Source organism: Pseudobacillus sp. 179-B 2D1 NHS (assembly GCF_045370945.1).
GTDB lineage: Bacteria > Bacillota > Bacilli > Bacillales > Domibacillaceae > Pseudobacillus.
The window spans coordinates 57,239-78,591 of sequence record NZ_JBIQDP010000004.1 but is presented as its reverse complement, the minus strand read 5'-3'; the positions used below and the strand labels follow the sequence as shown (position 1 = coordinate 78,591).

26 protein-coding genes and 1 other annotated feature are annotated in these 21,353 nt (G+C 43.3%); of the genes, 6 read left to right on the top strand and 20 right to left on the bottom strand.

What is annotated here, in order from left to right:
• Positions 1–133: 133 nt before the first annotated feature.
• The 15 genes from ACH0BF_RS05555 to ACH0BF_RS05485 form a co-directional block, all read right to left on the bottom strand.
• Entirely contained in the window at positions 134–1,606 is a 1,473-nt protein-coding gene (locus ACH0BF_RS05555) for a spore germination protein (protein WP_340853431.1), read from the bottom strand.
• Positions 1,607–1,629: 23 nt separating this feature from the next.
• Entirely contained in the window at positions 1,630–2,064 is a 435-nt protein-coding gene (locus tag ACH0BF_RS05550; RefSeq protein WP_406909093.1) for a stage V sporulation protein AB, read from the bottom strand.
• Positions 2,064–2,675 (bottom strand): stage V sporulation protein AA, encoded by a 612-nt coding sequence (locus tag ACH0BF_RS05545; protein ID WP_120032726.1) that lies wholly within the window; start codon positions 2,673–2,675, stop codon positions 2,064–2,066. The genes ACH0BF_RS05550 and ACH0BF_RS05545 overlap by 1 nt, the downstream gene beginning before the upstream one ends.
• Positions 2,676–2,797: 122 nt before the next feature.
• Positions 2,798–3,556 (bottom strand): RNA polymerase sporulation sigma factor SigF, encoded by a 759-nt coding sequence (gene sigF / locus ACH0BF_RS05540; RefSeq protein ID WP_065409185.1) that lies wholly within the window; start codon positions 3,554–3,556, stop codon positions 2,798–2,800.
• Between the two features lie 11 nt (positions 3,557–3,567).
• Positions 3,568–4,008: an anti-sigma F factor gene (gene spoIIAB / locus ACH0BF_RS05535; protein WP_120032729.1), complete on the bottom strand. Its 441-nt coding sequence runs from the start codon at positions 4,006–4,008 to the stop codon at positions 3,568–3,570.
• Positions 3,998–4,360: an anti-sigma F factor antagonist gene (gene spoIIAA, locus ACH0BF_RS05530; RefSeq protein ID WP_120032732.1), complete on the bottom strand. Its 363-nt coding sequence runs from the start codon at positions 4,358–4,360 to the stop codon at positions 3,998–4,000. The genes spoIIAB and spoIIAA overlap by 11 nt, the downstream gene beginning before the upstream one ends.
• Before the next feature lie 109 nt (positions 4,361–4,469).
• A complete protein-coding gene (locus ACH0BF_RS05525) occupies positions 4,470–5,645 on the bottom strand; it encodes a D-alanyl-D-alanine carboxypeptidase family protein (RefSeq protein ID WP_406909091.1) in 1,176 nt (391 codons plus the stop codon).
• Between the two features lie 172 nt (positions 5,646–5,817).
• Entirely contained in the window at positions 5,818–7,122 is a 1,305-nt protein-coding gene (locus tag ACH0BF_RS05520; RefSeq protein ID WP_340853426.1) for a pyrimidine-nucleoside phosphorylase, read from the bottom strand.
• 11 nt (positions 7,123–7,133) lie between these two features.
• Entirely contained in the window at positions 7,134–7,949 is an 816-nt protein-coding gene (locus ACH0BF_RS05515) for a purine-nucleoside phosphorylase (RefSeq protein WP_340853425.1), read from the bottom strand.
• A 12-nt stretch (positions 7,950–7,961) separates the two neighbouring features.
• Positions 7,962–9,182 carry a phosphopentomutase gene (deoB, locus tag ACH0BF_RS05510; protein ID WP_406909005.1) on the bottom strand — a complete coding sequence of 407 codons (1,221 nt, stop codon included), beginning with the start codon at positions 9,180–9,182 and terminating at the stop codon, positions 7,962–7,964.
• Between the two features lie 201 nt (positions 9,183–9,383).
• The gene (gene xerD, locus ACH0BF_RS05505) at positions 9,384–10,277 is read right to left on the bottom strand and encodes a site-specific tyrosine recombinase XerD (RefSeq protein WP_340853422.1); all 894 of its coding nucleotides are present in this window, start codon (positions 10,275–10,277) and stop codon (positions 9,384–9,386) included.
• A gap of 5 nt (positions 10,278–10,282) precedes the next feature.
• Positions 10,283–10,513: a YqzK family protein gene (locus ACH0BF_RS05500; RefSeq protein ID WP_120032745.1), complete on the bottom strand. Its 231-nt coding sequence runs from the start codon at positions 10,511–10,513 to the stop codon at positions 10,283–10,285.
• Between the two features lie 113 nt (positions 10,514–10,626).
• A complete protein-coding gene (gene fur, locus ACH0BF_RS05495) occupies positions 10,627–11,118 on the bottom strand; it encodes a ferric iron uptake transcriptional regulator (protein ID WP_340853420.1) in 492 nt (163 codons plus the stop codon).
• A 110-nt stretch (positions 11,119–11,228) separates the two neighbouring features.
• Positions 11,229–11,864, bottom strand: a complete 636-nt coding sequence (gene spoIIM / locus ACH0BF_RS05490) for a stage II sporulation protein M (RefSeq protein WP_340853419.1) — start codon at positions 11,862–11,864, stop codon at positions 11,229–11,231.
• Between the two features lie 108 nt (positions 11,865–11,972).
• The gene (locus tag ACH0BF_RS05485; protein WP_406909003.1) at positions 11,973–12,524 is read right to left on the bottom strand and encodes an NUDIX domain-containing protein; all 552 of its coding nucleotides are present in this window, start codon (positions 12,522–12,524) and stop codon (positions 11,973–11,975) included.
• Positions 12,525–12,647: 123 nt separating this feature from the next.
• On the opposite strand from ACH0BF_RS05485, the gene ACH0BF_RS05480 reads away from it, so the two are divergent.
• Entirely contained in the window at positions 12,648–13,568 is a 921-nt protein-coding gene (locus tag ACH0BF_RS05480; protein ID WP_340853418.1) for an aldo/keto reductase, read from the top strand.
• 50 nt (positions 13,569–13,618) lie between these two features.
• On the opposite strand, the gene ACH0BF_RS05475 is transcribed toward ACH0BF_RS05480, so the two are convergent.
• Positions 13,619–13,864, bottom strand: coding sequence for a DUF3886 domain-containing protein (locus ACH0BF_RS05475; protein ID WP_340853417.1), 246 nt, complete (start codon positions 13,862–13,864; stop codon positions 13,619–13,621).
• Between the two features lie 123 nt (positions 13,865–13,987).
• On the opposite strand from ACH0BF_RS05475, the gene ACH0BF_RS05470 reads away from it, so the two are divergent.
• Positions 13,988–14,899, top strand: a complete 912-nt coding sequence (locus ACH0BF_RS05470; protein WP_340853416.1) for an alpha/beta hydrolase — start codon at positions 13,988–13,990, stop codon at positions 14,897–14,899.
• Positions 14,900–14,938: 39 nt separating this feature from the next.
• On the opposite strand, the gene ACH0BF_RS05465 is transcribed toward ACH0BF_RS05470, so the two are convergent.
• Positions 14,939–15,256 (bottom strand): iron-sulfur cluster biosynthesis family protein, encoded by a 318-nt coding sequence (locus ACH0BF_RS05465; protein ID WP_340853414.1) that lies wholly within the window; start codon positions 15,254–15,256, stop codon positions 14,939–14,941.
• 92 nt (positions 15,257–15,348) lie between these two features.
• Here ACH0BF_RS05465 and ACH0BF_RS05460 point away from each other — a divergent pair, with 92 nt between their 5' ends.
• A complete protein-coding gene (locus tag ACH0BF_RS05460; protein WP_340853413.1) occupies positions 15,349–15,570 on the top strand; it encodes a CDGSH iron-sulfur domain-containing protein in 222 nt (73 codons plus the stop codon).
• Positions 15,571–15,739: 169 nt separating this feature from the next.
• Positions 15,740–15,931, top strand: coding sequence for a YqzH family protein (locus ACH0BF_RS05455; RefSeq protein WP_120032764.1), 192 nt, complete (start codon positions 15,740–15,742; stop codon positions 15,929–15,931).
• 209 nt (positions 15,932–16,140) lie between these two features.
• Here the strand turns inward: ACH0BF_RS05455 and ACH0BF_RS05450 are convergent, their stop codons facing one another.
• Positions 16,141–16,932, bottom strand: a complete 792-nt coding sequence (locus ACH0BF_RS05450) for an SDR family NAD(P)-dependent oxidoreductase (RefSeq protein WP_120032767.1) — start codon at positions 16,930–16,932, stop codon at positions 16,141–16,143.
• Positions 16,933–16,946: 14 nt separating this feature from the next.
• Positions 16,947–17,918 carry an MBL fold metallo-hydrolase gene (locus ACH0BF_RS05445; protein WP_340853410.1) on the bottom strand — a complete coding sequence of 324 codons (972 nt, stop codon included), beginning with the start codon at positions 17,916–17,918 and terminating at the stop codon, positions 16,947–16,949.
• 219 nt (positions 17,919–18,137) lie between these two features.
• Positions 18,138–18,355 (top strand) — a binding site (T-box leader).
• A 67-nt stretch (positions 18,356–18,422) separates the two neighbouring features.
• On the opposite strand from ACH0BF_RS05445, the gene proC reads away from it, so the two are divergent.
• Positions 18,423–19,250 carry a pyrroline-5-carboxylate reductase gene (gene proC, locus ACH0BF_RS05440; RefSeq protein ID WP_120032773.1) on the top strand — a complete coding sequence of 276 codons (828 nt, stop codon included), beginning with the start codon at positions 18,423–18,425 and terminating at the stop codon, positions 19,248–19,250.
• A gap of 69 nt (positions 19,251–19,319) precedes the next feature.
• Entirely contained in the window at positions 19,320–20,333 is a 1,014-nt protein-coding gene (namA, locus tag ACH0BF_RS05435) for an NADPH dehydrogenase NamA (protein WP_340853408.1), read from the top strand.
• Positions 20,334–20,401: 68 nt separating this feature from the next.
• On the opposite strand, the gene rnz is transcribed toward namA, so the two are convergent.
• On the bottom strand, positions 20,402–21,316 hold the full coding sequence (rnz, locus tag ACH0BF_RS05430; protein ID WP_340853406.1) for a ribonuclease Z: 915 nt from the start codon (positions 21,314–21,316) through the stop codon (positions 20,402–20,404).
• Positions 21,317–21,353: the final 37 nt, after the last annotated feature.

The following is a 21,353-nucleotide window of genomic DNA, read 5'->3' as shown; positions in this document are numbered from 1 at the left end:
TTGCCTCGCTTGTTGTTTTATCACTCGTGTAAGTTAGAAGAAATAGACAGCTGCTCTTCCGCAGACTGTCTATTAGCAAACAAATTTTAGGTTAAAAGTAATATACCATACATTTCTCCTCTCCTCAACATCGTTATTTTTGTGGAGGCTGCCGGTAAGGATCCTCCGGATGAACAATGCTGGGGCGGAGCTTCGATCCAGGGATAGCTCGTCGGATAAACACTTGAGAAAATGCTTTCGGATCAAATGGCAGCAGCGGCCACAAATAAGGCGTATTCAGAGCGCGCATACGTGCTAGGTAAATAATAATCACTGTGCAGCCAATGACGAATCCTGGCAACTTAAATATGGCTACGATAACAAGCAAAAGCATGCGGAGCAGCTTATTAGCGATACTGACTTCGTAGCTCGGTGTAGCAAAGGTACCAATCCCTGCAATGGCTACATACAAAATCACCTCAGGCACAAATAAGCCGACATCGATAGCAATTTGGCCAATAAGTACGGCAGCGATTAATCCCATGGCTGTTGATAAAGGAGTTGGTGTATGAATAGCCGCGATTCTTAGAAATTCAATCCCAATATCAGCAATGAACAACTGAAGAAAGAGCGGGATATTAGTCTTTTTATTCGGTCCGATAAACTCCATAGTCTTTGGCAGCAGATCCGGTTCAATAGAAACAAGCAGCCAGAAGGGTAATAAGAATAGGGAAAGCAGAACACCGATAAAGCGAATCCAGCGAACGAAAGTACCTACCGCTGGAGATTGCCGGTATTCTTCCGCATGCTGCATATGATGAAAGAATGTTGCTGGCAAAATAATGACGCTTGGCGATGTATCTATAAACAAAAGTACATGCCCTTCCAGTAAATGAACCGCTCCGATATCTGCCCTTTCCGTGTAACGAACAATCGGGTACGGATTATATCCTTGTTTGACGATAAACTCTTCAATGGTTTTATCAGCCATCGGAATGCCATCAATCTCAATGGCATCTAATTCCTGCTTGACGATTTTAACAAGATCAGGATCTACGACGCCTTCAATGTAAGCAACAGCAATATCTGTCTTAGAGCGCTTCCCCACCTTTGTCATTTCAAAACGGAGGCGGCCGTCTCTGATTCTTCTTCTCGTCAGAGCGGTATTAACCACAATATTCTCAACATATCCATCTCTCGAACCGCGCACGACCTTTTCCGTATCCGGCTCCTCAGGCTGACGGCCAGGATAACTGCGAACATCAACAACTAACGCCTTTTCACTGCCTTCAATTACGATCGCCATTAGCCCTGATAACACCTGGACAATGACCTCATCTACATTTTCAACTTGCTCGACCGACTCATGAGCCAGGTGATTTTCAATTGTCTCTGCAGCATACAGACTTCTTTTTTCTTTTCCATCCAGCCTTGTTAGCACAGTGAGAATCTTAATAATAGAATCTGAATCGGCTAAGCCGTTTATATAGTAAATATGCACCTGTTTCCCGAGTATCGTAAACTTTCGAACCCCGGCATCATAGCTTTCTCCGAGACCAATCTTTTCTTTCATGATTCGATCCATTTTTTCTGGATCTTTTGGGACTTTTAATTGCTGATCTATCATGTACAATCCTCCCTGCTGTCTGATCAAACCCTTTGTTGATAAACAAAGTAAAGCCAATGAAACAATGAACCAGCCACTTTCCCGAGTGCAAGGGCCATCATCAGTGCGATAATGTATTCATGAACACCGATTCTCTTTGCTAATATTGGAAAAACATTAAGCACTTCCGTTAACGCCGCGGCTAGCAAACCAATAAAAATACCGCTCAATAACCCAACGGGAACGAGCAGAAGCGCTGGCAATCCCAAAGCAACGGGCACAAAACTGATGAGTGTGCCAGCCATCACCCCTAAAATAATGGCCCATTCATAGCTTCGAATTTTCTTCCATGTTTTTGTGATTTGCATAAGGCGGGGAATAATGCCTAGAACAGTAATGAAACCTACATAACCCGCTCCTACTGCCAGCCCTCCAGCAAAGCCTATCCATGCTACGAAGAGATCACGAAGAAGAGCCATCATTCATCGTTCCTGCTTTCTTTTCTTTCATGTAAAATTACGTACTGATCTAAATCCTGCTGATAATTAAACATTTCCACCTCAAGCGGACTTGGCTCTTCATTAAATCTCTTTTTAAATAAATGATTAAAGAATAATACCATGCCAGCTCCGAGACCGATTGAATAAGGAATTTGAAAAATAAGTGGATAATCTGTCTTTTTTCCTGTAACGATCTCATATATCTTTATCTGCACGTCGCGCATGCTAACATCTTCATGAAAATTCATGATGGTAAGAGCAGCCCCGACAAAGAGCAAACACCAAACCAATAAAAAAAGCGGCAAGGAAAACCTCTTTGATAACGGCGTTGTGTCGATAATAGTCTGAGCGGGCCCAATAAATTGAATATCAATACTCGGCCAATGCTGACTTAACGTTTCTACAACTGTCATGGCATCAATAATAATAATTTGTCCATCTTCCTGTTTAATTTCGTAAATCACCGTAGATGACAGATCAGACAATAAGTTTTCCGGCGCACTCACTTCCGCAATTTCCTTTAGCTGCACTGGCAAGTCCACTTGGTGCCGGATACGGTGGCGAAGCCGGATGTAAATCGGAGCTTCCATAATTCTCCCACCCTGTTAAATAAATTGTTAGTAGTTAGTATGAGCGGAAGAGAGAGAATCATGCACAGCTTTCAGGACGAAATAAAACCGATTAGGTTAATACCTAATCGGTTTTATTCTCTCTACGTAGCATTCATCCTCTCTTTCATTTGAGAAAGAATCTTCTTTTCCAGCCTGGACACTTGGACTTGCGATATTCCGAGCCGGACGGCTACTTCTGATTGTGTCTGATCCTTATAATAGCGTAAATATACGATCAGTCTCTCCCTCTCTTCCAATTCCCTGATCGCTTCTTTCAATATGACTTGATCAAAAGGATGTTCGCTGCTTTTATCAGCCATTTGATCAAGTAAAGTAATAGGATCGCCATCGTTTTCATAAACCGTTTCATGTATAGAAGATGGTGATCGGGCCGCTTCCTGAGCCATAATGGCTTCCTCGGGAGAGATATCCAGATAACTCGCTATTTCTTGAATAGTTGGTGTTCTGCTGTGCAGTTTCAGCAGTTCCTCACGTGCCCGACGGATTTTATTACTCATTTCTTTTAAAGAGCGGCTTACTTTTACAGTACCGTCATCGCGGATAAATCGCTGGATTTCACCGATGATCATCGGCACAGCATATGTGGAAAATTTCACGTCATAACTTAAATTAAACTTGTCCACTGACTTGAGCAAGCCAATGCAGCCAATTTGAAACAGATCGTCCGGATCGTATCCCCGGTTAATAAAGCGCTGGACAACAGACCAAACGAGTCTCATGTTGCGCTCGACGATGGTATCTCTCGCTTCCTGGTTTCCTTCCTGACTTTCCTTAATCAATTGTTTCAGCTGAGCGTCTGATAAAATTTCCGTCTTTTGTTTTTTTATTTCGACATCCATAGCCGGACCCCTTAATTACACATGGCTTTTTTATTTGCAAGCTGCTTTTTTAATCGAATGATGGTGCCTGTTCCTTTATGTGAAATCACTTCAATTTCATCCATAAAGTTTTCCATAATAGTAAATCCCATACCCGACCGCTCTAGCTCAGGCTTTGTTGTAAACAAAGGCTCTCTTGCTTCTTCGATATTTTCCATGCCAACACCTTCATCACGAATAATCAGATCAACGACTCCATCTTCTAGAACTGCCGAGATATAAACCGTTCCTGCCGGATTGCCTTCATATCCGTGAATGATAGCATTTGTAACTGCTTCTGAAACAACAGTCTTAATTTCTGTAAGCTCATCCATCGTCGGATCAAGCTGAGCAACAAAAGCTGCGACTGTTACTCTTGCAAATGACTCATTTTCACTAAGTGCACTGAATTGAACATTCATCTCATTTCTCATAGCAGGCAGCCCCCAATCGTTCTAGCGCCTCTTGTTCCGATGCTTCCATCCGGACAATCTTAAACAGCCCTGACATCTCAAACAGCCTCCGAACGGCCGGGGAAATGGAACAAACAACCATCTCTCCATTTTTTTGTTTAATATGCTTGTATCGCCCTAAAATCACACCGAGACCTGAGCTATCCATAAATGTTAAATCGCCAATATTCAATATAATATGCCGTACACCTTCTTTTTCAATCGCTGCGCTTGCCTGTTCGCGTAGCGATTCAGCTGTATGATGATCTAATTCACCCGCCAGCCGCAGGCAGAGCACCTGATCGATTACTTCAAGCTCTACTGTTAAACTCATTGACAGTCCCCCTTTAACCTTGATAGAGAGCAATTCGACGATTCCGCTATGCAATCCTTCCCTCTGACAAAACTAGAATGAATTCGCTAAAAGAGCTGTTCTTTCGGCATTAAGCATCGTTTGTTTTTGAGAAATAATGGAATACCTTTTTATAGAACTGCCACCAGCTCGCTCGCTCAACGTTCTCTTTTGCGACGAGCGGCGTTTTTGAAACAACTTTTCCTTCCTGCTTAATGATTAACTTTCCAAGCTGTTCTCCTTTTTTAACCGGCGCCTGTATATCTTTCTTCAGGCTGATTTCTTTTGAAAACTTTCCTTTCTTCTCTCCTTTTTTCATCAACACCGAAATTTTATCAGCTGTTTCTAATTGTACACCTGCTTTGCTCCCTTTTGATAATGGGATGGAACTGACTACCTTTCCTTTTCCATATAAAGGAGTGACCTCATATTGATGAAATCCATAGTCGAGCATTTTAGTAATTTGAGCATTTCTATCCTTCGGAGTCGGCGCACCAAAAATAACAGCAATCACTCTCATGTTTCCCTTGGAAGCTGTAGCCGTCAGGCAATATTTGGCTTCGTTTGTAAATCCTGTTTTTAATCCATCTACACCTGGATAAAACTTGATGAGCCTGTTCGTATTTACAAGCCAGAATTTCTTTTCACTGTCTTCACGCAGATAGGCTTCGTATGTACCCGTATATTTAGTAATTCCCTCATGCTTTAGCAATTCCTTTGCCATGATGGCCATATCATACGCCGAACTATAGTGACCTTTCTCCGGCAAACCTGTAGCATTTTTAAATTTTGTTTGTTTTAGCCCCAGCTCTTTCGCTTTTTGATTCATTTTTTTCACGAACATTTCTTCGCTTCCTGCTATCCGTTCAGCCATGGCAACGGAGGCATCATTCGCAGATCCAATAGCAATGCCTTGCATCATTTCGCGTGCCGTCATCTCTTCACCCGGCTCTAAAAAAATTTGTGAGCCTCCCATTGAGGCTGCGTATTCACTAGCACGGACTTTGTCATCCCACTTTATTTTTTTATCCTCAATCGCTTCCATAATGAGCAGCATCGTCATTATTTTCGTCATTGAAGCTGGCGGGAGTGGTTTGCGGCTATTTTTCTCAAATAAGATGGCCCCTGTGTCCCGCTCTAATAAGACGGCAGACTTTGACTGTTCAGCCATATTGATTTTTTCCTCTGCAGCATGAGCCACGAAGGACGGCAAAACAGCAGAAGAAATAAATAAAATAGCGACGATTGATAGAAATATTCGCTTCATCATGTAATAACCTCCAGTGTAGTGGTAAAATTCCCATTTGATATACACCCATTTTTTCCATATTCTTTATTTTTATACAAAAAAAAGAAGCATCTCTTTAAAAGATGCTTCTTTTCAGCTAGCATATGAAACTTTGCCTGCACTAACAGGTACATGCCTACAAAAAATCCTGTCAGCCTGTTATCTCTTCATGGATCAAGATAGGCGGTGCTACTTTTTCTTTAGAAAGAAGAATACTTTTATACAGCTCTTCTTTTACCTGCACAACGTCTTCATTGTTGCTGTAAATGGTAGCAAGTGATTCTCCTGCTTTTACACTGGCGCCAATCTTCTTATTTAACATAATTCCTACAGCAAGATCAATGTCCGAATCTTTCGTGGCTCTCCCTGCTCCGAGCCACATAGCAGCTGTTCCTACGTGATCGGCGATGATTTCAGCTACCCATCCGTCCTCTTTTGCAGGCAATTCAATTTTGTATTTTGCCTGCGGCAACCGCTCAGGATGATCAGCTACTGAACTGTCGCCTCCTTGCGCTTTAATGAAGAGCTTAAACTTATCCAGTGCCTCTCCATTATTGATTAGCTTGATCAGTGTTTGTCGAGCATCCTCCAATGAATCAGCTTTTCCAGCAGCATAGACCATATGGCTGCCAAGGACTAGACAAAGCTCTGTCAAATCTTCCGGTCCTTCACCTTTTAGCGTATCTATCGCTTCTTTTACCTCCAGCGCATTGCCGATGGCATATCCTAACGGCTGGCTCATATCAGAAATAACCGCCATTGTTTTTCGCCCGACATTATTGCCAATATTCACCATGGCCTTTGCCAGTTCACGGGAGTCTTCCAAAGTTTTCATGAAAGCTCCTGCTCCAGTTTTTACATCAAGCACGATGGCATCGGCCCCAGCAGCAATTTTTTTGCTCATAATGGAGCTGGCAATGAGCGGAATGCTGTTAACAGTAGCTGTCACATCGCGCAAGGCATAAAGCTTCTTATCAGCTGGTGTCAAATTGCCGCTCTGTCCAATGATCGCTATTTTGTTTTTATTCACAAGCTCAATAAACTGCTCATTCGTAATCTCTACATGAAACCCATCAATCGCTTCAAGCTTATCAATCGTTCCTCCCGTATGACCGAGCCCCCGGCCGCTCATTTTTGCAACCGGTACACCTGCCGCCGCTACGAGCGGGCCGAGAATGAGTGTGGTCGTGTCGCCGACACCGCCTGTAGAATGCTTATCCACTTTCACTCCTTCAATAGCTTTAAGGTTGATCTGATCTCCTGATGCTACCATTGCCATTGTTAAATCTGCCCGTTCCTTTTCAGTCATGTTCTGAAAATAAACGGCCATTAACCATGCGCTTATTTGATAGTCAGGGATTGTCCCGTTCGTATAGCCTTCAACAATAAAGTTAATTTCTTCAGTCGTCAATTGCTCCCCATCGCGCTTTTTTTGAATAAGGTCGACTATTCTCATGGAATCACTCCTCACATTGATCCTACAATTTCTTTAATATAACGGAGAAAATCAGCTCGGACTCTCTCTGTCGTCTCTATTACTTCATCATGTGTAAGCGGTTGATCAAGGATGCCTGCCGCCATATTAGAAATACAGGAAATACCGAGCACTTGCATACTGCTATGGCGGGCAACAATCACTTCTGGTACAGTGGACATTCCGACAGCATCACCGCCCAGTATCCGCGCCATTCGGACTTCCGCCGGTGTTTCATACACAGGGCCAGTGTTCCCTACATACACGCCTTCTTGTACAGATAAGTTAATTTTTTCCGCTGTCTCTTTCGCAAGCTGTTGCAGCTCTTTACTGTAGGCTTCTGACATGTCAGGGAAACGGACACCAAGGCCGCTATCATTTGGTCCAATCAGCGGATTCCCCCCCATATTGTTAATATGGTCAGTAATAATCATTAAGTCCCCTGGCTGAAACGATTCATTGATGCCGCCTGCTGCATTTGTAACAATGACGGTTTCCACACCGAGCGCTTTCATGACACGCACAGGGAAAGTAACCTGTTCAAAAGAATATCCTTCATAATAATGGAAGCGTCCCTGCATGGCGATTACTTCCTTCCCGGAAAGTGTGCCGAATACGAGCCGCCCAGCATGGCCTTCTACTGTTGACAGTGGAAAATTAGGAATTTGGCTATAATCAATCTTCACTGGCCTTTCAATTTCATCAGCAAGCACACCAAGGCCGGAACCCAAAATCAAGCCAATCTTGGGATTTTTGTTGCTTTCTTTTTTTAAAAACGCAGCAGCCTGTTCTATTTTTTCTTTAACCATTCATCTCTCTCCTTATGACAAATCTTGCAAGAAGCTTTTCCCGTGACTCGGCTTATTTACCTGAAAGTTCTCGGCAATCGTTGCGCCAACATCTGCAAAGGTTTTTCTGATTGGCAGTTCTTTTCCTTCGTTCATCCGCTTGGAATACACTAACAGGGGCACATATTCTCTTGTATGATCCGTTCCATGATGAACTGGATCATTGCCATGGTCAGCTGTAATAATAAGCAAGTCATCTTCTTTCATTTGGGCAAATACTTCCGGAAGACGCGCATCGAATTCCTCGAGTGCACGGCCGTAACCTTCGGGATCACGACGATGGCCAAACAGCGCATCAAAATCAACGAGGTTAACGAAGCTAAGACCAGTAAAGTCCTTGTCAAATACACGAATAAATTGATCCATGCCATCCATGTTGGATTTAGTGCGGATCGATTCTGTCACACCCTCGCCGTCGAAAATGTCGGAAATTTTCCCGATGGCAATGACATCGTAGTTAGCATCCTTCAGTTCATTCATTACTGTGCGTCCGAAAGGTTTAAGAGCATAATCGTGGCGGTTGGATGTCCGGACAAATGCACCAGGCTGGCCGACAAATGGCCGGGCAATAATACGACCCACCATGTATTTCTCATCCAAAGTTAATTCCCTAGCAATTTCGCAAATCCGGTAAAGTTCATCCAATGGTACAATTTCTTCGTGTGCTGCTATTTGTAAAACCGAATCAGCCGAAGTATATACAATGATTGCTCCTGTTTCCATATGCTCAGGGCCCAGCTCATCTAAAATAGCGGTTCCGCTTGCCGGCTTATTGCCAATAACCTTTCTTCCTGTTTTTGCTTCCAGTTCGTCAATTAATTCTTTCGGAAACCCGTCCGGGAATACTTGAAATGGCGTTTCGATATGCAGCCCCATCATTTCCCAGTGCCCCGTCATCGTATCTTTCCCATTTGAAGCTTCTTGCATTTTTGTATAGCAAGCAAGCGGCTGCTCCATCTTTTTTAACCCCTGAATCTCTCGGATATTAGCAAGCCCTAACTTTTCCATATGAAGCAAATTTAATCCGTTCATTCTTTCCGCAATATGACCGATTGTATCCGCTCCCAAATCATTAAACTTTTCGGCGTCAGGAGCTTCGCCAATTCCCACCGAGTCCATCACAATCAAATGGATGCGTTTGTATGTAGATGCTGTCACTTCAATTCCTCCCTTATTAAGTTTTCTTACTGCCATGATACCCTATTCGCATTTGAATAATCCATCGTTTATCTGTCAGATGTCTGACGACTATCCACTTATTTAAGTTTATGAAATCATGGGTGCTTTTACAAGCAAAAAGAAACTGCTCTACCGCAGACGATATTCCTTCCGAATCCCATGGGATTCGGAAGGAATATCGTCCACTTGTAGAGCAGCTATTTTGCTGATGAATCATTACGCCCTTGGGTGGAACTGGGAATACACATCTTTCATTCTTGTTTTGCTGACATGCGTATAAATTTGCGTAGTGGAGATGTCGGCATGTCCAAGCATTTCTTGCACAGCCCGCAAATCCGCTCCATTTTCAAGTAAATGGGTCGCAAAGGAATGTCTAAGCGTATGAGGCGTCAGCTCTTTCTCAATATTTGCCTTCTTGGCAAGCGCCTTTAAAATCTTCCAGAAGCCTTGTCTTGACAAACGTTTGCCATGGTGATTTAAAAACAGTGCTTCCTCTGTATATTTTTTTGACTTCAGTGCTGGCCGTCCTGTTTGTAAATAGGCTTCCAGAACATGTATAGCTGTTTTTCCAACCGGGATAATCCGTTCTTTGTTCCCTTTACCGGTACAGCGGACAAACCCCATAGTAATATGGACATCATCCAAATTCAAAGAAGTTAATTCACTAACCCGCATACCAGTAGCATACAACAGCTCAAGCATGGCCTGGTCGCGCTTTCCAAAAGGAGTGGAAGGATCAGGAGCTTCAAGAAGCGCTTCAACTTCGGTTAAATTAAGCACTCTCGGCAGCGTCTTTTCCATTTTCGGCGGTTCTATATGGACGGAAGGATCATTCTCCACAGCTTTATCACGCAAAAGAAATTGATGAAAAGAGCGGACAGAGGCAACATGGCGGGCTATTGTTTTCGCTGATTTCCCTTCTGATTTTAAGTGGCCGAGAAATTGAACGATGTGACCTCGCGTCACCTCGTTTAAAGAAGTGAGCTGCTCTACCTTGTCCAAAAATAATAGATAATGTTTTAAATCGCGTTCATAGGCGGCAACCGTATTTTTTGCCAGCCCCTTTTCAACAATCATATAATGAATAAAATCTTGTAAATGATCTTTCATTGTCACTACTCCCCATCAAGATAAAAAAGCAGCAGCCGCTCGAGCCATTGATCAGCACTTTCATCCAATCGAAGACCTACTTTCATCGCTTCTCCTTCCGGCTCTTTATATCGGTGCTTTTCTTCATATTCATGTTGGACCCAAACAATCGCACTGTAGAATAATAATGTACAGCCCGTAAAGAAAATAAATACTTTTCCTGTCCGCCATATCGCTTTTGCTAAATCCCGTTTCACATGCGCGCCCCCCGCTTACTTGCTTTTTATACACAAGCTTATGCAGGCGGGCGAAGATTAGAACATCAGACTTTCATTTAAAATAAAAAGCCTTCCGGCAGGCGAAAGGCTTTTTATTCAGCATGCTGTGTTTCGAGTGATTCTTTGTTCATTTCTTCTGTTTCGCTTTTTTCCTGACAACGCCAGCAAATGCCATGAAAAGTTAATCGGTGATCTTTTACCTGAAATTTCCAATCATGTTCTACAACCTTCTCTACATCTTCAAGCAGATCTTCTTGAATTTCATCTACAGCTCCGCATTCGATACAGACAAGGTGATGATGGAAATGAGCCGCCCCTTCTTGACGTAAATCATAGCGGGACACGCCGTCTCCAAAATTTATTTTATCAACAACTTTCAGTTCATTCAGCAATTCCAGCGTTCGATAAACAGTTGCCAGCCCTATTTCAGGCGCCTTTTCTTTAACGAGGAGGTAGACATCTTCTGCGCTCAGATGATCTTCTTCATGTTCAAGCAGCACCCGGACAGTGGCTTCTCGCTGGGGTGTCAATTTATAACTCGCAGAATGTAATTGTTTTTTAATACGTTCGATCCGGCTTTCCATTATTTAGCCCCTCCCTCGCCGATGTATTTTTATTATAACAAACTGGCAGGAAGTTGCAAAATAAAATCATTACAATATATTTTTTAATAATGATTATCATATAGAAATCATTATTTTATCACGATTTTCATTAAAGCAGGAGAAATGTATGCCTCAATTCCTGCCGCTAAAGCAGCCATCCCAGCTGCCAGCAGAAAGAAGAGGAGGTACCTTGAGAAAAGGGTAGTAATATAGAATTGCCCAGCCTGTCTCATAAAAATTTTCTTTATCAATTGTAAGGAAAAAGCGACTGATATAGCAGCAATAAAAATAAACGCCGGGATAATAATCAAATTTTGTGGAAGAATGGTTGCCACAGCTAAAAAAAAGCCTTGCCAGTCCATTTGCTGGACGAGGAACCCGACTGAAAAGCCGATGACAATCCCTTTCATAAACAGGAAGATAAAAATTAGCGGTAAACCGATAATAGAAACACCGAATAGCCACATGCAGCCTAAGTATTTCAAGTTATGCATGAGGCTCTGTTGGAACAAATCCTCGGAATCAGCCATTTGTCCGGTAGATACTTGTCCAAAAAATTGTTGCAGATAATAAGCTAAATCTTCTTTTTGAGCGAGCGATAAACTATTTACCACAATTGCTCCAAATACTACTCCCATAAAAAACAGTACGCTGACGAATAAATAAATAGAAGCATGGGCCTGAATATGGCGGCCAATCATAATCGACGATAACTTTTTCTGCATATAAGCTCCCCCTTTTGCCATTAGTTCAATTTATGTGCAAAAAAGGGGGGATATGCTTAGATGACATGAATCGTTTGAATGATTTTTGCAGACTGCCTTACGCAGCTCTTACTCTGTCAATGCCTTTTGCAACTGTAAATATTGAATAGCATAAGCTGTTTTCGCATCCCAAATCCGCTGCTCTTCCATCAGTTGCTCTGCTTCCCCCAGCGTGACTTCCATTAATTCAACAAATTCATCTTCATCCGGCTGCAGCCGTTCTTCTTTCTGAGTCAATCCTTCTGCTAAATATAAATAAACAATCTCATCCGCGAATCCTGGCGATGTATAGAAAGACTGCAGAAGTTTCAGACTTTGACAAACGTAGCCCGTTTCTTCTTCTAATTCACGGCGGGCAGTCGCTTCAGGCCCTTCACCTTTTTCTAGCTTCCCAGCCGGAATTTCCACGATAGAACGCTCCAGTGCTTTCCTGTATTGTTCCACAAGAACAATTTTCCCCTCATTCGTTAATGCGAGTATAGCCACAGCCCCGGGATGCTTCACAATCTCTCTTTTTGCCTGCTTGCCATCCGGCAGTTGAATATTATCCACCTGCAGCTGAATAACTTTTCCTTCAAATATTATTTCTGTGTCAATGGTCTTTTCTTCAAATTTCTTCACCTTCATCACTCCTTTTATTTCCTATTCAGTTTATCATACTCAATAAGCTGAAATGAACTGGACAGATCATTTGGCGAACGCTTCTCGTTTCGCTATGATAACAGAAGAAAGGAGCTGAATGAAATGAAAAAAAACCTGCTCGGCAAGTCTGATTTGCTCGTGAGCGAACTCGCTCTGGGTTGCATGTCACTTGGAAAAGATAAACAGGCAGCTCAAACTATTATCGAAACGGCTCTGGAAGAAGGCATCAACTATTTTGACACAGCGGACTTATACGATTTTGGGCTAAATGAAACAATTGTTGGTGCTGCGCTCAAGCCGGTACGAGAGCGAGTGATCATTGCGACAAAGGTGGGAAACCGATGGGAAGAAGGCAAAGAAGGCTGGTCATGGGACCCATCAAAGACATACATAAAAGAAGCCGTGAAACATAGCCTTACTCGCCTTCAAACGGATTATATTGACCTTTACCAGCTGCATGGAGGAACAATAGACGATCCAATAGAGGAAATAATTGAAGCGTTTGAAGAGCTAAAAAAAGAGGGGCTAGTCCGTGCATACGGTATCTCTTCCATTCGTCCAAATGTTATTCGTGAATTTGCTACCCGTTCTTCTATCGATAGCGTAATGATGCAATACAGCCCGCTGGACCGCCGTCCTGAAGAACAAGCATTGCCGCTCCTTCAAGAGCATAATATTAGCATTGTTGCCCGCGGACCGCTTGCTAAAGGCTTGCTAAGCACAAGCTGGAGAGAGAAAATGGGCAAGTTTCAGGAAAGTGGCTTTCTTGATTATTCTTCAGCAGAACTTACTGATCTGTTGAATGAACTTGAGCATAAACTTTCAGATGCACGTACGTTAAACGCACTTTCTCTGCGTTATCTATTACAACATGAAGGTGTTGCTGCTGTTGTTGCAGGAGCCAGCTCTGTCAGTCAACTGAAAGAAAATGTCCGTGCGGTGAAAGAAGCTCCTCTTTCAGAAGAAGAACTCCAGCTTATCCAGCAGCTGACAAAAGCGAATCAATACGTACAACACCGATAAACAAACGGAGCGGCCACTGATGGGCCGCTCCGGACTATGAAAAAATAATTTTATTTAAACTTTTTCCAATCCATGGGGCTTTCATTTAATAATTCCTCAAAGCTCTTATTCTTCTCGCGCCGGCGCCGCTCTTCTTTTTTTTGCTGTTCGGCAGCGGCTTTTTTTTCTTCTTCTTCCACTTTTAATTTCTTTTGTTTTTCCTTCAACTGCTCAAGAATGCCCGCATTCAACGTGTCTTTCAATGTTAGCTGTTCCTCTTTTTTGTCATTTTTCTTGGTTTGATTTCTCTTTTTCATTGTTCCTGTTCTTCCTCCCCATCTTATTATTTTTATTTTACACAGGACAAGGCAACGAGTTCAAATGATCTTTCTTTTTAGAAATGGTACACTGAAAATATTAAATTTCCGAGGTGACCATAAATGAAGAAATGGATAACAGCGCTTGGCTCCAGTGCAGCGCTGACTGTTGCAGCCGGCTTTTATTTATCGAGCCGCATTTTGCACATGAGAAAGAAAAACGAAGACTTCATCTACCAACGCGAGGTGGAGGCCAAACGGCTGGATAGTAAACAATACGAGCAACTGCCAAAGGAAGCGGTATGGATTGATTCTCCTTTTGGCTACCAGCTGCGCGCTGTGTTTGTCACTCCTCATCCAGGCGGCCCATACATGATTTTCTGCCACGGTGTCACTGAAACAAAAACAAATTCTATTAAATATATGAATTTATTTCTGGAGCGGGGCTTTAACGGCATTATTTATGATCACCGTCGCCATGGAGAATCAGGCGGCCGCACAACCAGCTACGGTTATTATGAAAAAGAAGATTTGCAGGCAGTAGTTAATGAGCTTATTCGGCGAGAGGGCAACAACGTGTCCTTTGGCATTCATGGCGAATCGATGGGAGCAGCCACCTTACTTTTGTATGCTGGCCTCGTTGAAGACCGTGCAGATTTTTATATCGCAGACTGCCCTTTTTCTGATTTCCAAGCCCAGATCGCTCATCAAATGAAACGCGAGATCAAAGCAGCACCGCATCTACTCGTCCATCTCACCAATTGGGCTGTTTTAATGCGTGGCCGCTTTCGTCTGTCGGATATTTCTCCACTTAACGCAGTGAAGAATATTAGAAAGCCTATTCTCTTTATTCATAGTGAAGAGGATACTTACATTCTCCCGGATATGACGAAAGAGCTGTATGAGCAAAAGAGGGGCCCGAAGGACATTTATCTCGCTCCCAAAGGCGCTCATGCCCAATCCTATAATGAGAACCCCGAGGCTTACGCAAAAGCAATCGACCGCTTTTTAAATGTGTATTACCAAAAGAAATAGACCGTCGTTCCCGCTGCAGATAGCGGGAATGATTTGTTTTTATGAATGATTTACTATATTCATCCGTCCATTTAAAATTTCTCCCGGGCTGCTGAGCCGATAATGATTAGCACCGGACAAACCGATCGTTAACCGATCTGCATAAAATAACATTTGAGACTTTTCCACGTATACTGGCATCGCGTTTGTCTGTATTTCCACATCGCCCGCCGACACCTCAGTTGTAATCCACAATGTCGGAATGCCGTTCACTCCGCAGCCGCATCCTTCCGTGTCATAGTAAAGCTTTAAATACTTACCGCCTCCCAGTTTGTCTGAAAGCTTTCCAGCTGCCTGTTCTGTGATATGGATCTCCATTTTGATTACTCCTTTCAAAGAGAGGTGATTGATTTTTAGCCTGTTTCTTTATACTATCAAACTGAGTCAATGATAAGAGAGGGGATAATGAAATGTCAAAAGCTCAGATTAAAGTAATGGACAATGGTTCCTTTAAAGTGTCCGGGGATGTAGAACTAATTGATATGGATGGAAATGTATTTAAAACAAAGCCGGTATTTTCACTCTGTCGCTGTGGTCAATCACAGAAAATGCCTTTTTGTGATGCTTCCCACCGGGGACAGTTTGAATCCTGTGTCCGTGCGGAACAAGTATTAGAAGAAAAAGAAAAGTAAATTTTTCTCTTCTTATTATGATTAACAACACTTACTCGATCCTGACAAGGCAAAGAGTAACCTACCAGTCATAAGCAGAGCAAGCAGCGAAAGTCGGGTGTTTATTAGAGCCTGTGAGCCGCCATTGTTGGCGGCTCTTTTTTCCCCACTAATAGAGGAGTGAATTTCTTTGGAAAAAGCATTTATGAAAAAAATGATTAGACAAAGCCTATCCCAGTACTATCTTATATTGGAAGAAAATGAAGCAGAAAACGTTTATAGCCTGCTGATGGAACGCATTCAAAATCGTCGCTATGCTGAGGAGGGGGAATGGCACGAGATTATTGAGGATGAAGTGTACGCATTTATCACAAATACATAAAGGTGCCAGATGTTTTTTCAACACCTGGCGCCTAAGATCATCCTATCAACTTTCACTTGTGCCACCTTATGAACCTATAAGCGAGCACATACAAACGCGTTATTGCTCTATGTTTCGTCTCTGTTGTACTTGATGGTTGACTTTGCTGCGGGCGACCGCTTTCTGCTTCAATCAATGCTTGAAGAACAACCCCTCATTTTTAACAGCACCTATTTTTTAAAAAACGCTTTGCGGCCAAGTCTTTCTACAATCCGAGGAAACAAGGTATAAATTACACTGCCGGTGTTCATCCACCTCGGCAGATTAATTTCTCTTTTATTTGTGTTCATTGCTTTTACCACTTCACGGGCCACTTTCTCCGGCTTCAGCATCCAACGCGCTACATTTTTCGCATAGGAACCGGAGGGATCAGCTGTCGTAAAAAACTCTGTAGCGATTGGTCCCGGATTCACTGCAGTCACATGAACTCCATCGCGCGCCATTTCCATACGGAGACTGTTTGTATAACCGAGAACGGCATGCTTTGTTGCTGCATAGATGCTCGATTTAGGTGTAGCCATCTTCCCTGCCTGTGAAGCAATGTTGATAATATGGCCGCTTTTCCTAGCTTTCATATGTGGAATGACCATTTGCGTACAGGCAATCAAGCCAAGGACATTCACCTTAAACATCGCTTCCGTTTCCTCCCATCTGGCTTCATGTGCTTCGCTAAATATGCCAAAGCCTGCATTATTAATGAGAATATCGATAGCAGACACCTCTTCAAGCATTTGGGAAAAGACCTTCTCAACCTCGGCTTTTTTGCTAATGTCTACGGAGTAAATACGAACATCAGCAGAAAAAGTACGGCTCAGCGTTTCCTTCACCTCTTCCAGACGCTCCTGGCGGCGAGCCAGCAAAATAAGCCGCGCTCCTTCTGCTGCTGTCTGCTTAGCGATTTCCATCCCCAGGCCGCTCGATGCCCCCGTAATGACGACTGTCTTTCCTTGCAAGCGACTCATTGTTCTTCCCCTCCTCACAAAGGAAAATAAAACAGAACACCCTGGTCATTCTGCTCTGCGCCCGCTTCACCAATATCGAGAAGATAATCGAGCTGGCCCACCGTTTCTGACATCGTTAAAGCCGTCTCTTTTTTGTATACAGCCGGGAAAAGACGCATGCATACTTCGAATGCAGTAAGCGGCCTTTCTTGCAGCATCTCTTTTACGGACATCGCCCGCTCATGCTGACGCTCCAAACGACGAGTGATAAGCGGAACGATATTTCTCACTTCTTTCCCGTGCCCTGTGTAGACGATATCAACTGGAAAACCCATCATTTTTTTTAGTGAATGATTGTATTGAAGCTGTGGCTTTGGTCGTTCTGTTCCTGGAATCAGCGGCGGCTCCAACAACGGATTGGAAGAGATGGTCGCCAAAATATGATCGCCCGCCACCAAAGCACCATCTTTTTCCCGAAAGAAAGCGAGATGGCTTTGGGCATGGCCAGGCGTTTCGAAAATACGCCAATCCGGCAATCCCGGAAGCTGATCTCCTTCCTGCACAGCGATCGTCAGGGCACTGTTTTCGCTGCTGAATTTTAGCGGTGATTGTATTTTGCCAAACACAGCTTCTGCTTCAGGAGGCAAACCGGATTGTAAAAAAAGCTCCCGGAAAAACAGAAAATTCTCCTGTAAAAACTCGTCATCTTTCGCGAGCCACTTTTTACAGTATGGATGCCCGATAATATCAATTCCTTCAGGAAGAAAGTCAAGCAACCCAATATGATCGGGATGATGATGAGTCAAAATCACTTGTTCAACGTCCTCAACTGTATACCCCACCTCTGATAAGCCCGAGGTGAACGCTTCAAAGGAAGCCGCAGTTTTTACACCCGCATCCACCAGCGTTAAACGATCTCCTTTTATTAGAAAAACATTTACATCACCGACTGGAAAAGGTGTCGGCAATGTGATTTTTATAATATCGCCAAAGCTTTCTACATTCATAAAAGAAACACCTACCTGCATCATAATAAACATATCTTTATTTCAAAAAAATAATCTTTTTATCCATTTTAGCGTTTCAATAGTAATTTGTCATTATTTTCACACAATACCACTGGAAAATTTGACTTATTTTTTCATTATCCCTTGACAGATAAGAGTGTTTTTTGCATAATCACATATAACTCAAACTATAATAAGTTAAAAGAACATTCTAAAAATAAACGAGCGATGAAAAAGGATTAGTAAATAAAAAATGGTGTCAGAGAATGGGGCCCGCCGGCTGAGAAGCTCCATCACCCGCTTTTTTATTGAACCTGCCTTTTGAGCCTTTAGGAAAACCTAAACGCAAACCCGGCGTTATCGGGCCAGAGTGTGCGGAAATTCGTTTCTGCAAACAAAGGTGGTACCACGGAAGCAAACACCCTTTCGTCCTTTATTAGAGGACGAAAGGGTGTTTTTTATTGTTTATTGATCGACTCACTTTTATTAAAGGAGGATGTTCAGATGAAAACGACATTTATCGGTGCCGGCTCCATGGCAGAAGCAATGATTTCGGGTGCCTTATCAAGCGGTGCTTTGGCTGCTGGCGATATTTATGCGACAAACAGAGCGGATATAGACAGGCTTCAGGAACTGGAAGGCCGCTACGGCATTCATACCAGCTATGAGATAGAATCCATGCTTTCGGACAGCGGCATTGTTGTGCTAGCTATGAAACCAAAAGATGCAAGAGATGCTTTAAAAAAGATTAAAGCTTACCTATCCCCTTCCTCGTTAATCATTACATTGATGGCAGGTGTCACCACTCATTTTATCGAACAGGAGACAGGACGCCCTTGTGCAGTCGTCCGCGCCATGCCAAACACATCTGCTGCAGTTGGAAAATCCGCGACGGCGATTGCGATTAATGAGCATGTAACAGAGCAGCAAAAAACAGCGGCCCTTGCCCTTTTCTCTTCTATTGGTCTCACGAAAATAGTAAAGGAAGAACAGCTGGATGCGGTTACCGGCCTTTCGGGAAGCGGACCCGCTTATATTTACTATGTAGCCGAAGCAATGGAACAAGCAGCGGAAGCCATTGGTCTTGAAAAAGAAACTGCAAAGCCGCTCATTATTCAAACGCTGCTTGGCGCAGCTGAGATGCTTTCCGCTTCAGAAGGGAAAGCCGAACAGCTCCGCAAAGGGGTAACAAGTCCGGGAGGCACAACAGAAGCCGGCATCCGAATTCTAGAAGACAAAAAAGTAAAAGAGGCTTTTGTGAACTGTATCATTGAAGCTACTGCCCAGTCGAAACGTCTTGGTCTGCCTTATCAGAATCCTATCAAACAATAAGCTGATCATTTTCACTGTTCAAAAAGCCTTGCTATAATGGAATGTGGCACAGACCGAAGGAGGATTCCAATGGCAAGGAAATTATTTGAACCTTACACTATCAAAGATGTTACTTTAAAGAACCGGATCGTTATGTCACCTATGTGCATGTACTCCGCTGAAGAGGACGGCAAAGTCAATGATTGGCATCTCGTTCACTATCCAGCCCGGGCTGTCGGCCAGGTTGGCTTGATTATGGTGGAAGCAACCGCCGTCACGCCTGAAGGCCGGATTACCGAGCATGATCTTGGTATATGGAGCGATGATCATGTACCAGGGTTCAAGAGACTCGCTCCACTTGTGCAGGCTCATGGGGCGAAAATTGGTATTCAACTCGCTCATGCCGGACGTAAATCAGAAGTGAGAGGCGAGATTCTTGCCCCTACTGCCCTGTCATTTGATGAAACAATGAAAACACCGAAAGAAATGACGGAAAGTGACATTAAACGAACCATCCAAGCATTTGCAGATGGAGCTAGACGAGCAAAAGAAGCCGGCTTTGATGTAATTGAACTTCACGGGGCCCACGGATATTTGATCAATGAATTTCTTTCCCCGTTAACGAACCATCGGGAAGATGAGTACGGTGGAAGCCCGGAAAATCGATTCCGTTTTCTAAAAGAAGTGATTATAGCAGTCCGGGACGTTTGGAGCGGTCCGCTGTTTGTCCGCGTGTCAGCCCATGACTATCATGAAAATGGCCTGGATGCTGAGGATTACAGCGAAATCGCCAAACAGCTAAAAGACCTGGATATTGATTTAATAGATGTAAGCTCAGGAGCTGTAGTACCTGCCAAGATCAGCGTCTTTCCTGGTTACCAGGTGAAATTCGCTGAAACTATCAAACACGGAGCTGACATCCCTGTCGGTGCTGTTGGCATGATCACTTCTCCTACCCAGGCGGAAGAAATTTTGCGCAACGAACGGGCAGACTTAGTTTTTCTCGGACGCGAGCTGCTGCGTGATCCATACTGGCCTCGGCGGGCCGCAATAGAACTAAAAACAGAAATTGAAGCTCCCGTGCCATACGAACGGGGCTGGTAACAAAAAAGTCTATTTTCATTAAGTAAGCTTACTTAATGAAAATAGACTTTCTACTTTCTGATTTTATTTTAAATTAAAAACTCCATGAAATCATGCGCCAACGTGACCGGCGCAAAAATTTCTTCCGCTTCTCTTTTTAGGTTCGTTGCTTCTTCTTTTGTATATCTTGAACTAATATGATTTAAAACGAGCGCTTTGACTCCAGCCTGTTTGGCCATTTCCGCAGCCTGAACTGTTGTTGAATGAAAGTAGTCATGAGCCATCTGCGGATTTTCTGCTGAAAAAGTGGCTTCGTGAATCAGTACATCCGCTTCGTGGGCCAGAGCAACAGCCGCCGCGCAGGGTCTTGAGTCGCCAAGAATCGCAATAATTTTTCCTTTTTGCTGCGGTCCGGTATATTTACTCGGGTCAATGAGCCGGCCATCCTCTAACCTAACCGCATGCCCCAATTTAATTTCCTTATATAAAGGTCCCGGAGGTACCCCATCTTTTTTTAACTCGTCAACGAGCAGTACTCCCGGCTTATCCTTTTCTTGAAGACGATATCCATACGACTCGATTCCATGATCAAGCCGGCGAGCTGTTACTGTTAGTTGATCGTCTTCAAATACAAGCCCTTCATCTATTTCTATTATGTCTAACTCATATTGCAGTCTTGTCCCGCTTATGCCGATAGAGACCTGAATAAACTCTTTGATTCCTTTCGGTCCATAAACCGTTAGCGGCAGCTCGCCCCCCTGAAAAGAGCGACTACCAAGCAGGCCCGGCAAACCGAAGATATGATCCCCATGCAAATGGGTAATAAATATTTTTTCAATTCGTCTTGGCTTAAGAGAGGTATGTAAGATCTGGTGCTGCGTCGCTTCCCCACAGTCAAATAACCAGACGGTTCCCCTTTCGTTCAACATTCTTAATGCCAGCGAACTTACATTTCTCAATTTTCCTGGCATGCCTGCCCCAGTTCCTAAAAATAAAATGTCCATCCTGTCCACTTCCTTAAAAAAATTTAACAATAAGACA

Excerpts from the sequence above, each read along its gene's own strand:
- ACH0BF_RS05470 (WP_340853416.1), top strand. The coding sequence starts at position 13,988 with ATGAAGAAATGGATAACAGCGCTTGGCTCCAGTGCAGCGCTGACTGTT.
- ACH0BF_RS05545 (WP_120032726.1), bottom strand. The coding sequence starts at position 2,675 with ATGGAAGCTCCGATTTACATCCGGCTTCGCCACCGTATCCGGCACCAA.
- namA (WP_340853408.1), top strand. The coding sequence starts at position 19,320 with ATGGCAAGGAAATTATTTGAACCTTACACTATCAAAGATGTTACTTTA.
- sigF (WP_065409185.1), bottom strand. The coding sequence starts at position 3,556 with ATGGATGTCGAAATAAAAAAACAAAAGACGGAAATTTTATCAGACGCT.
- ACH0BF_RS05445 (WP_340853410.1), bottom strand. The coding sequence starts at position 17,918 with ATGAATGTAGAAAGCTTTGGCGATATTATAAAAATCACATTGCCGACA.
- fur (WP_340853420.1), bottom strand. The coding sequence starts at position 11,118 with ATGGAAAGCCGGATCGAACGTATTAAAAAACAATTACATTCTGCGAGT.
- ACH0BF_RS05520 (WP_340853426.1), bottom strand. The coding sequence starts at position 7,122 with ATGAGAATAGTCGACCTTATTCAAAAAAAGCGCGATGGGGAGCAATTG.
- rnz (WP_340853406.1), bottom strand. The coding sequence starts at position 21,316 with ATGGACATTTTATTTTTAGGAACTGGGGCAGGCATGCCAGGAAAATTG.
- ACH0BF_RS05460 (WP_340853413.1), top strand. The coding sequence starts at position 15,349 with ATGTCAAAAGCTCAGATTAAAGTAATGGACAATGGTTCCTTTAAAGTG.
- deoB (WP_406909005.1), bottom strand. The coding sequence starts at position 9,182 with ATGGCAGTAAGAAAACTTAATAAGGGAGGAATTGAAGTGACAGCATCT.
- ACH0BF_RS05475 (WP_340853417.1), bottom strand. The coding sequence starts at position 13,864 with ATGAAAAAGAGAAATCAAACCAAGAAAAATGACAAAAAAGAGGAACAG.
- ACH0BF_RS05515 (WP_340853425.1), bottom strand. The coding sequence starts at position 7,949 with ATGGTTAAAGAAAAAATAGAACAGGCTGCTGCGTTTTTAAAAAAAGAA.
- ACH0BF_RS05550 (WP_406909093.1), bottom strand. The coding sequence starts at position 2,064 with ATGGCTCTTCTTCGTGATCTCTTCGTAGCATGGATAGGCTTTGCTGGA.
- spoIIAB (WP_120032729.1), bottom strand. The coding sequence starts at position 4,008 with ATGAGAAATGAGATGAATGTTCAATTCAGTGCACTTAGTGAAAATGAG.
- proC (WP_120032773.1), top strand. The coding sequence starts at position 18,423 with ATGAAAACGACATTTATCGGTGCCGGCTCCATGGCAGAAGCAATGATT.
- ACH0BF_RS05555 (WP_340853431.1), bottom strand. The coding sequence starts at position 1,606 with ATGATAGATCAGCAATTAAAAGTCCCAAAAGATCCAGAAAAAATGGAT.
- spoIIAA (WP_120032732.1), bottom strand. The coding sequence starts at position 4,360 with ATGAGTTTAACAGTAGAGCTTGAAGTAATCGATCAGGTGCTCTGCCTG.
- ACH0BF_RS05525 (WP_406909091.1), bottom strand. The coding sequence starts at position 5,645 with ATGAAGCGAATATTTCTATCAATCGTCGCTATTTTATTTATTTCTTCT.
- spoIIM (WP_340853419.1), bottom strand. The coding sequence starts at position 11,864 with ATGCAGAAAAAGTTATCGTCGATTATGATTGGCCGCCATATTCAGGCC.
- ACH0BF_RS05450 (WP_120032767.1), bottom strand. The coding sequence starts at position 16,932 with ATGAGTCGCTTGCAAGGAAAGACAGTCGTCATTACGGGGGCATCGAGC.
- ACH0BF_RS05480 (WP_340853418.1), top strand. The coding sequence starts at position 12,648 with ATGAAAAAAAACCTGCTCGGCAAGTCTGATTTGCTCGTGAGCGAACTC.
- xerD (WP_340853422.1), bottom strand. The coding sequence starts at position 10,277 with ATGAAAGATCATTTACAAGATTTTATTCATTATATGATTGTTGAAAAG.
- ACH0BF_RS05465 (WP_340853414.1), bottom strand. The coding sequence starts at position 15,256 with ATGGAGATCCATATCACAGAACAGGCAGCTGGAAAGCTTTCAGACAAA.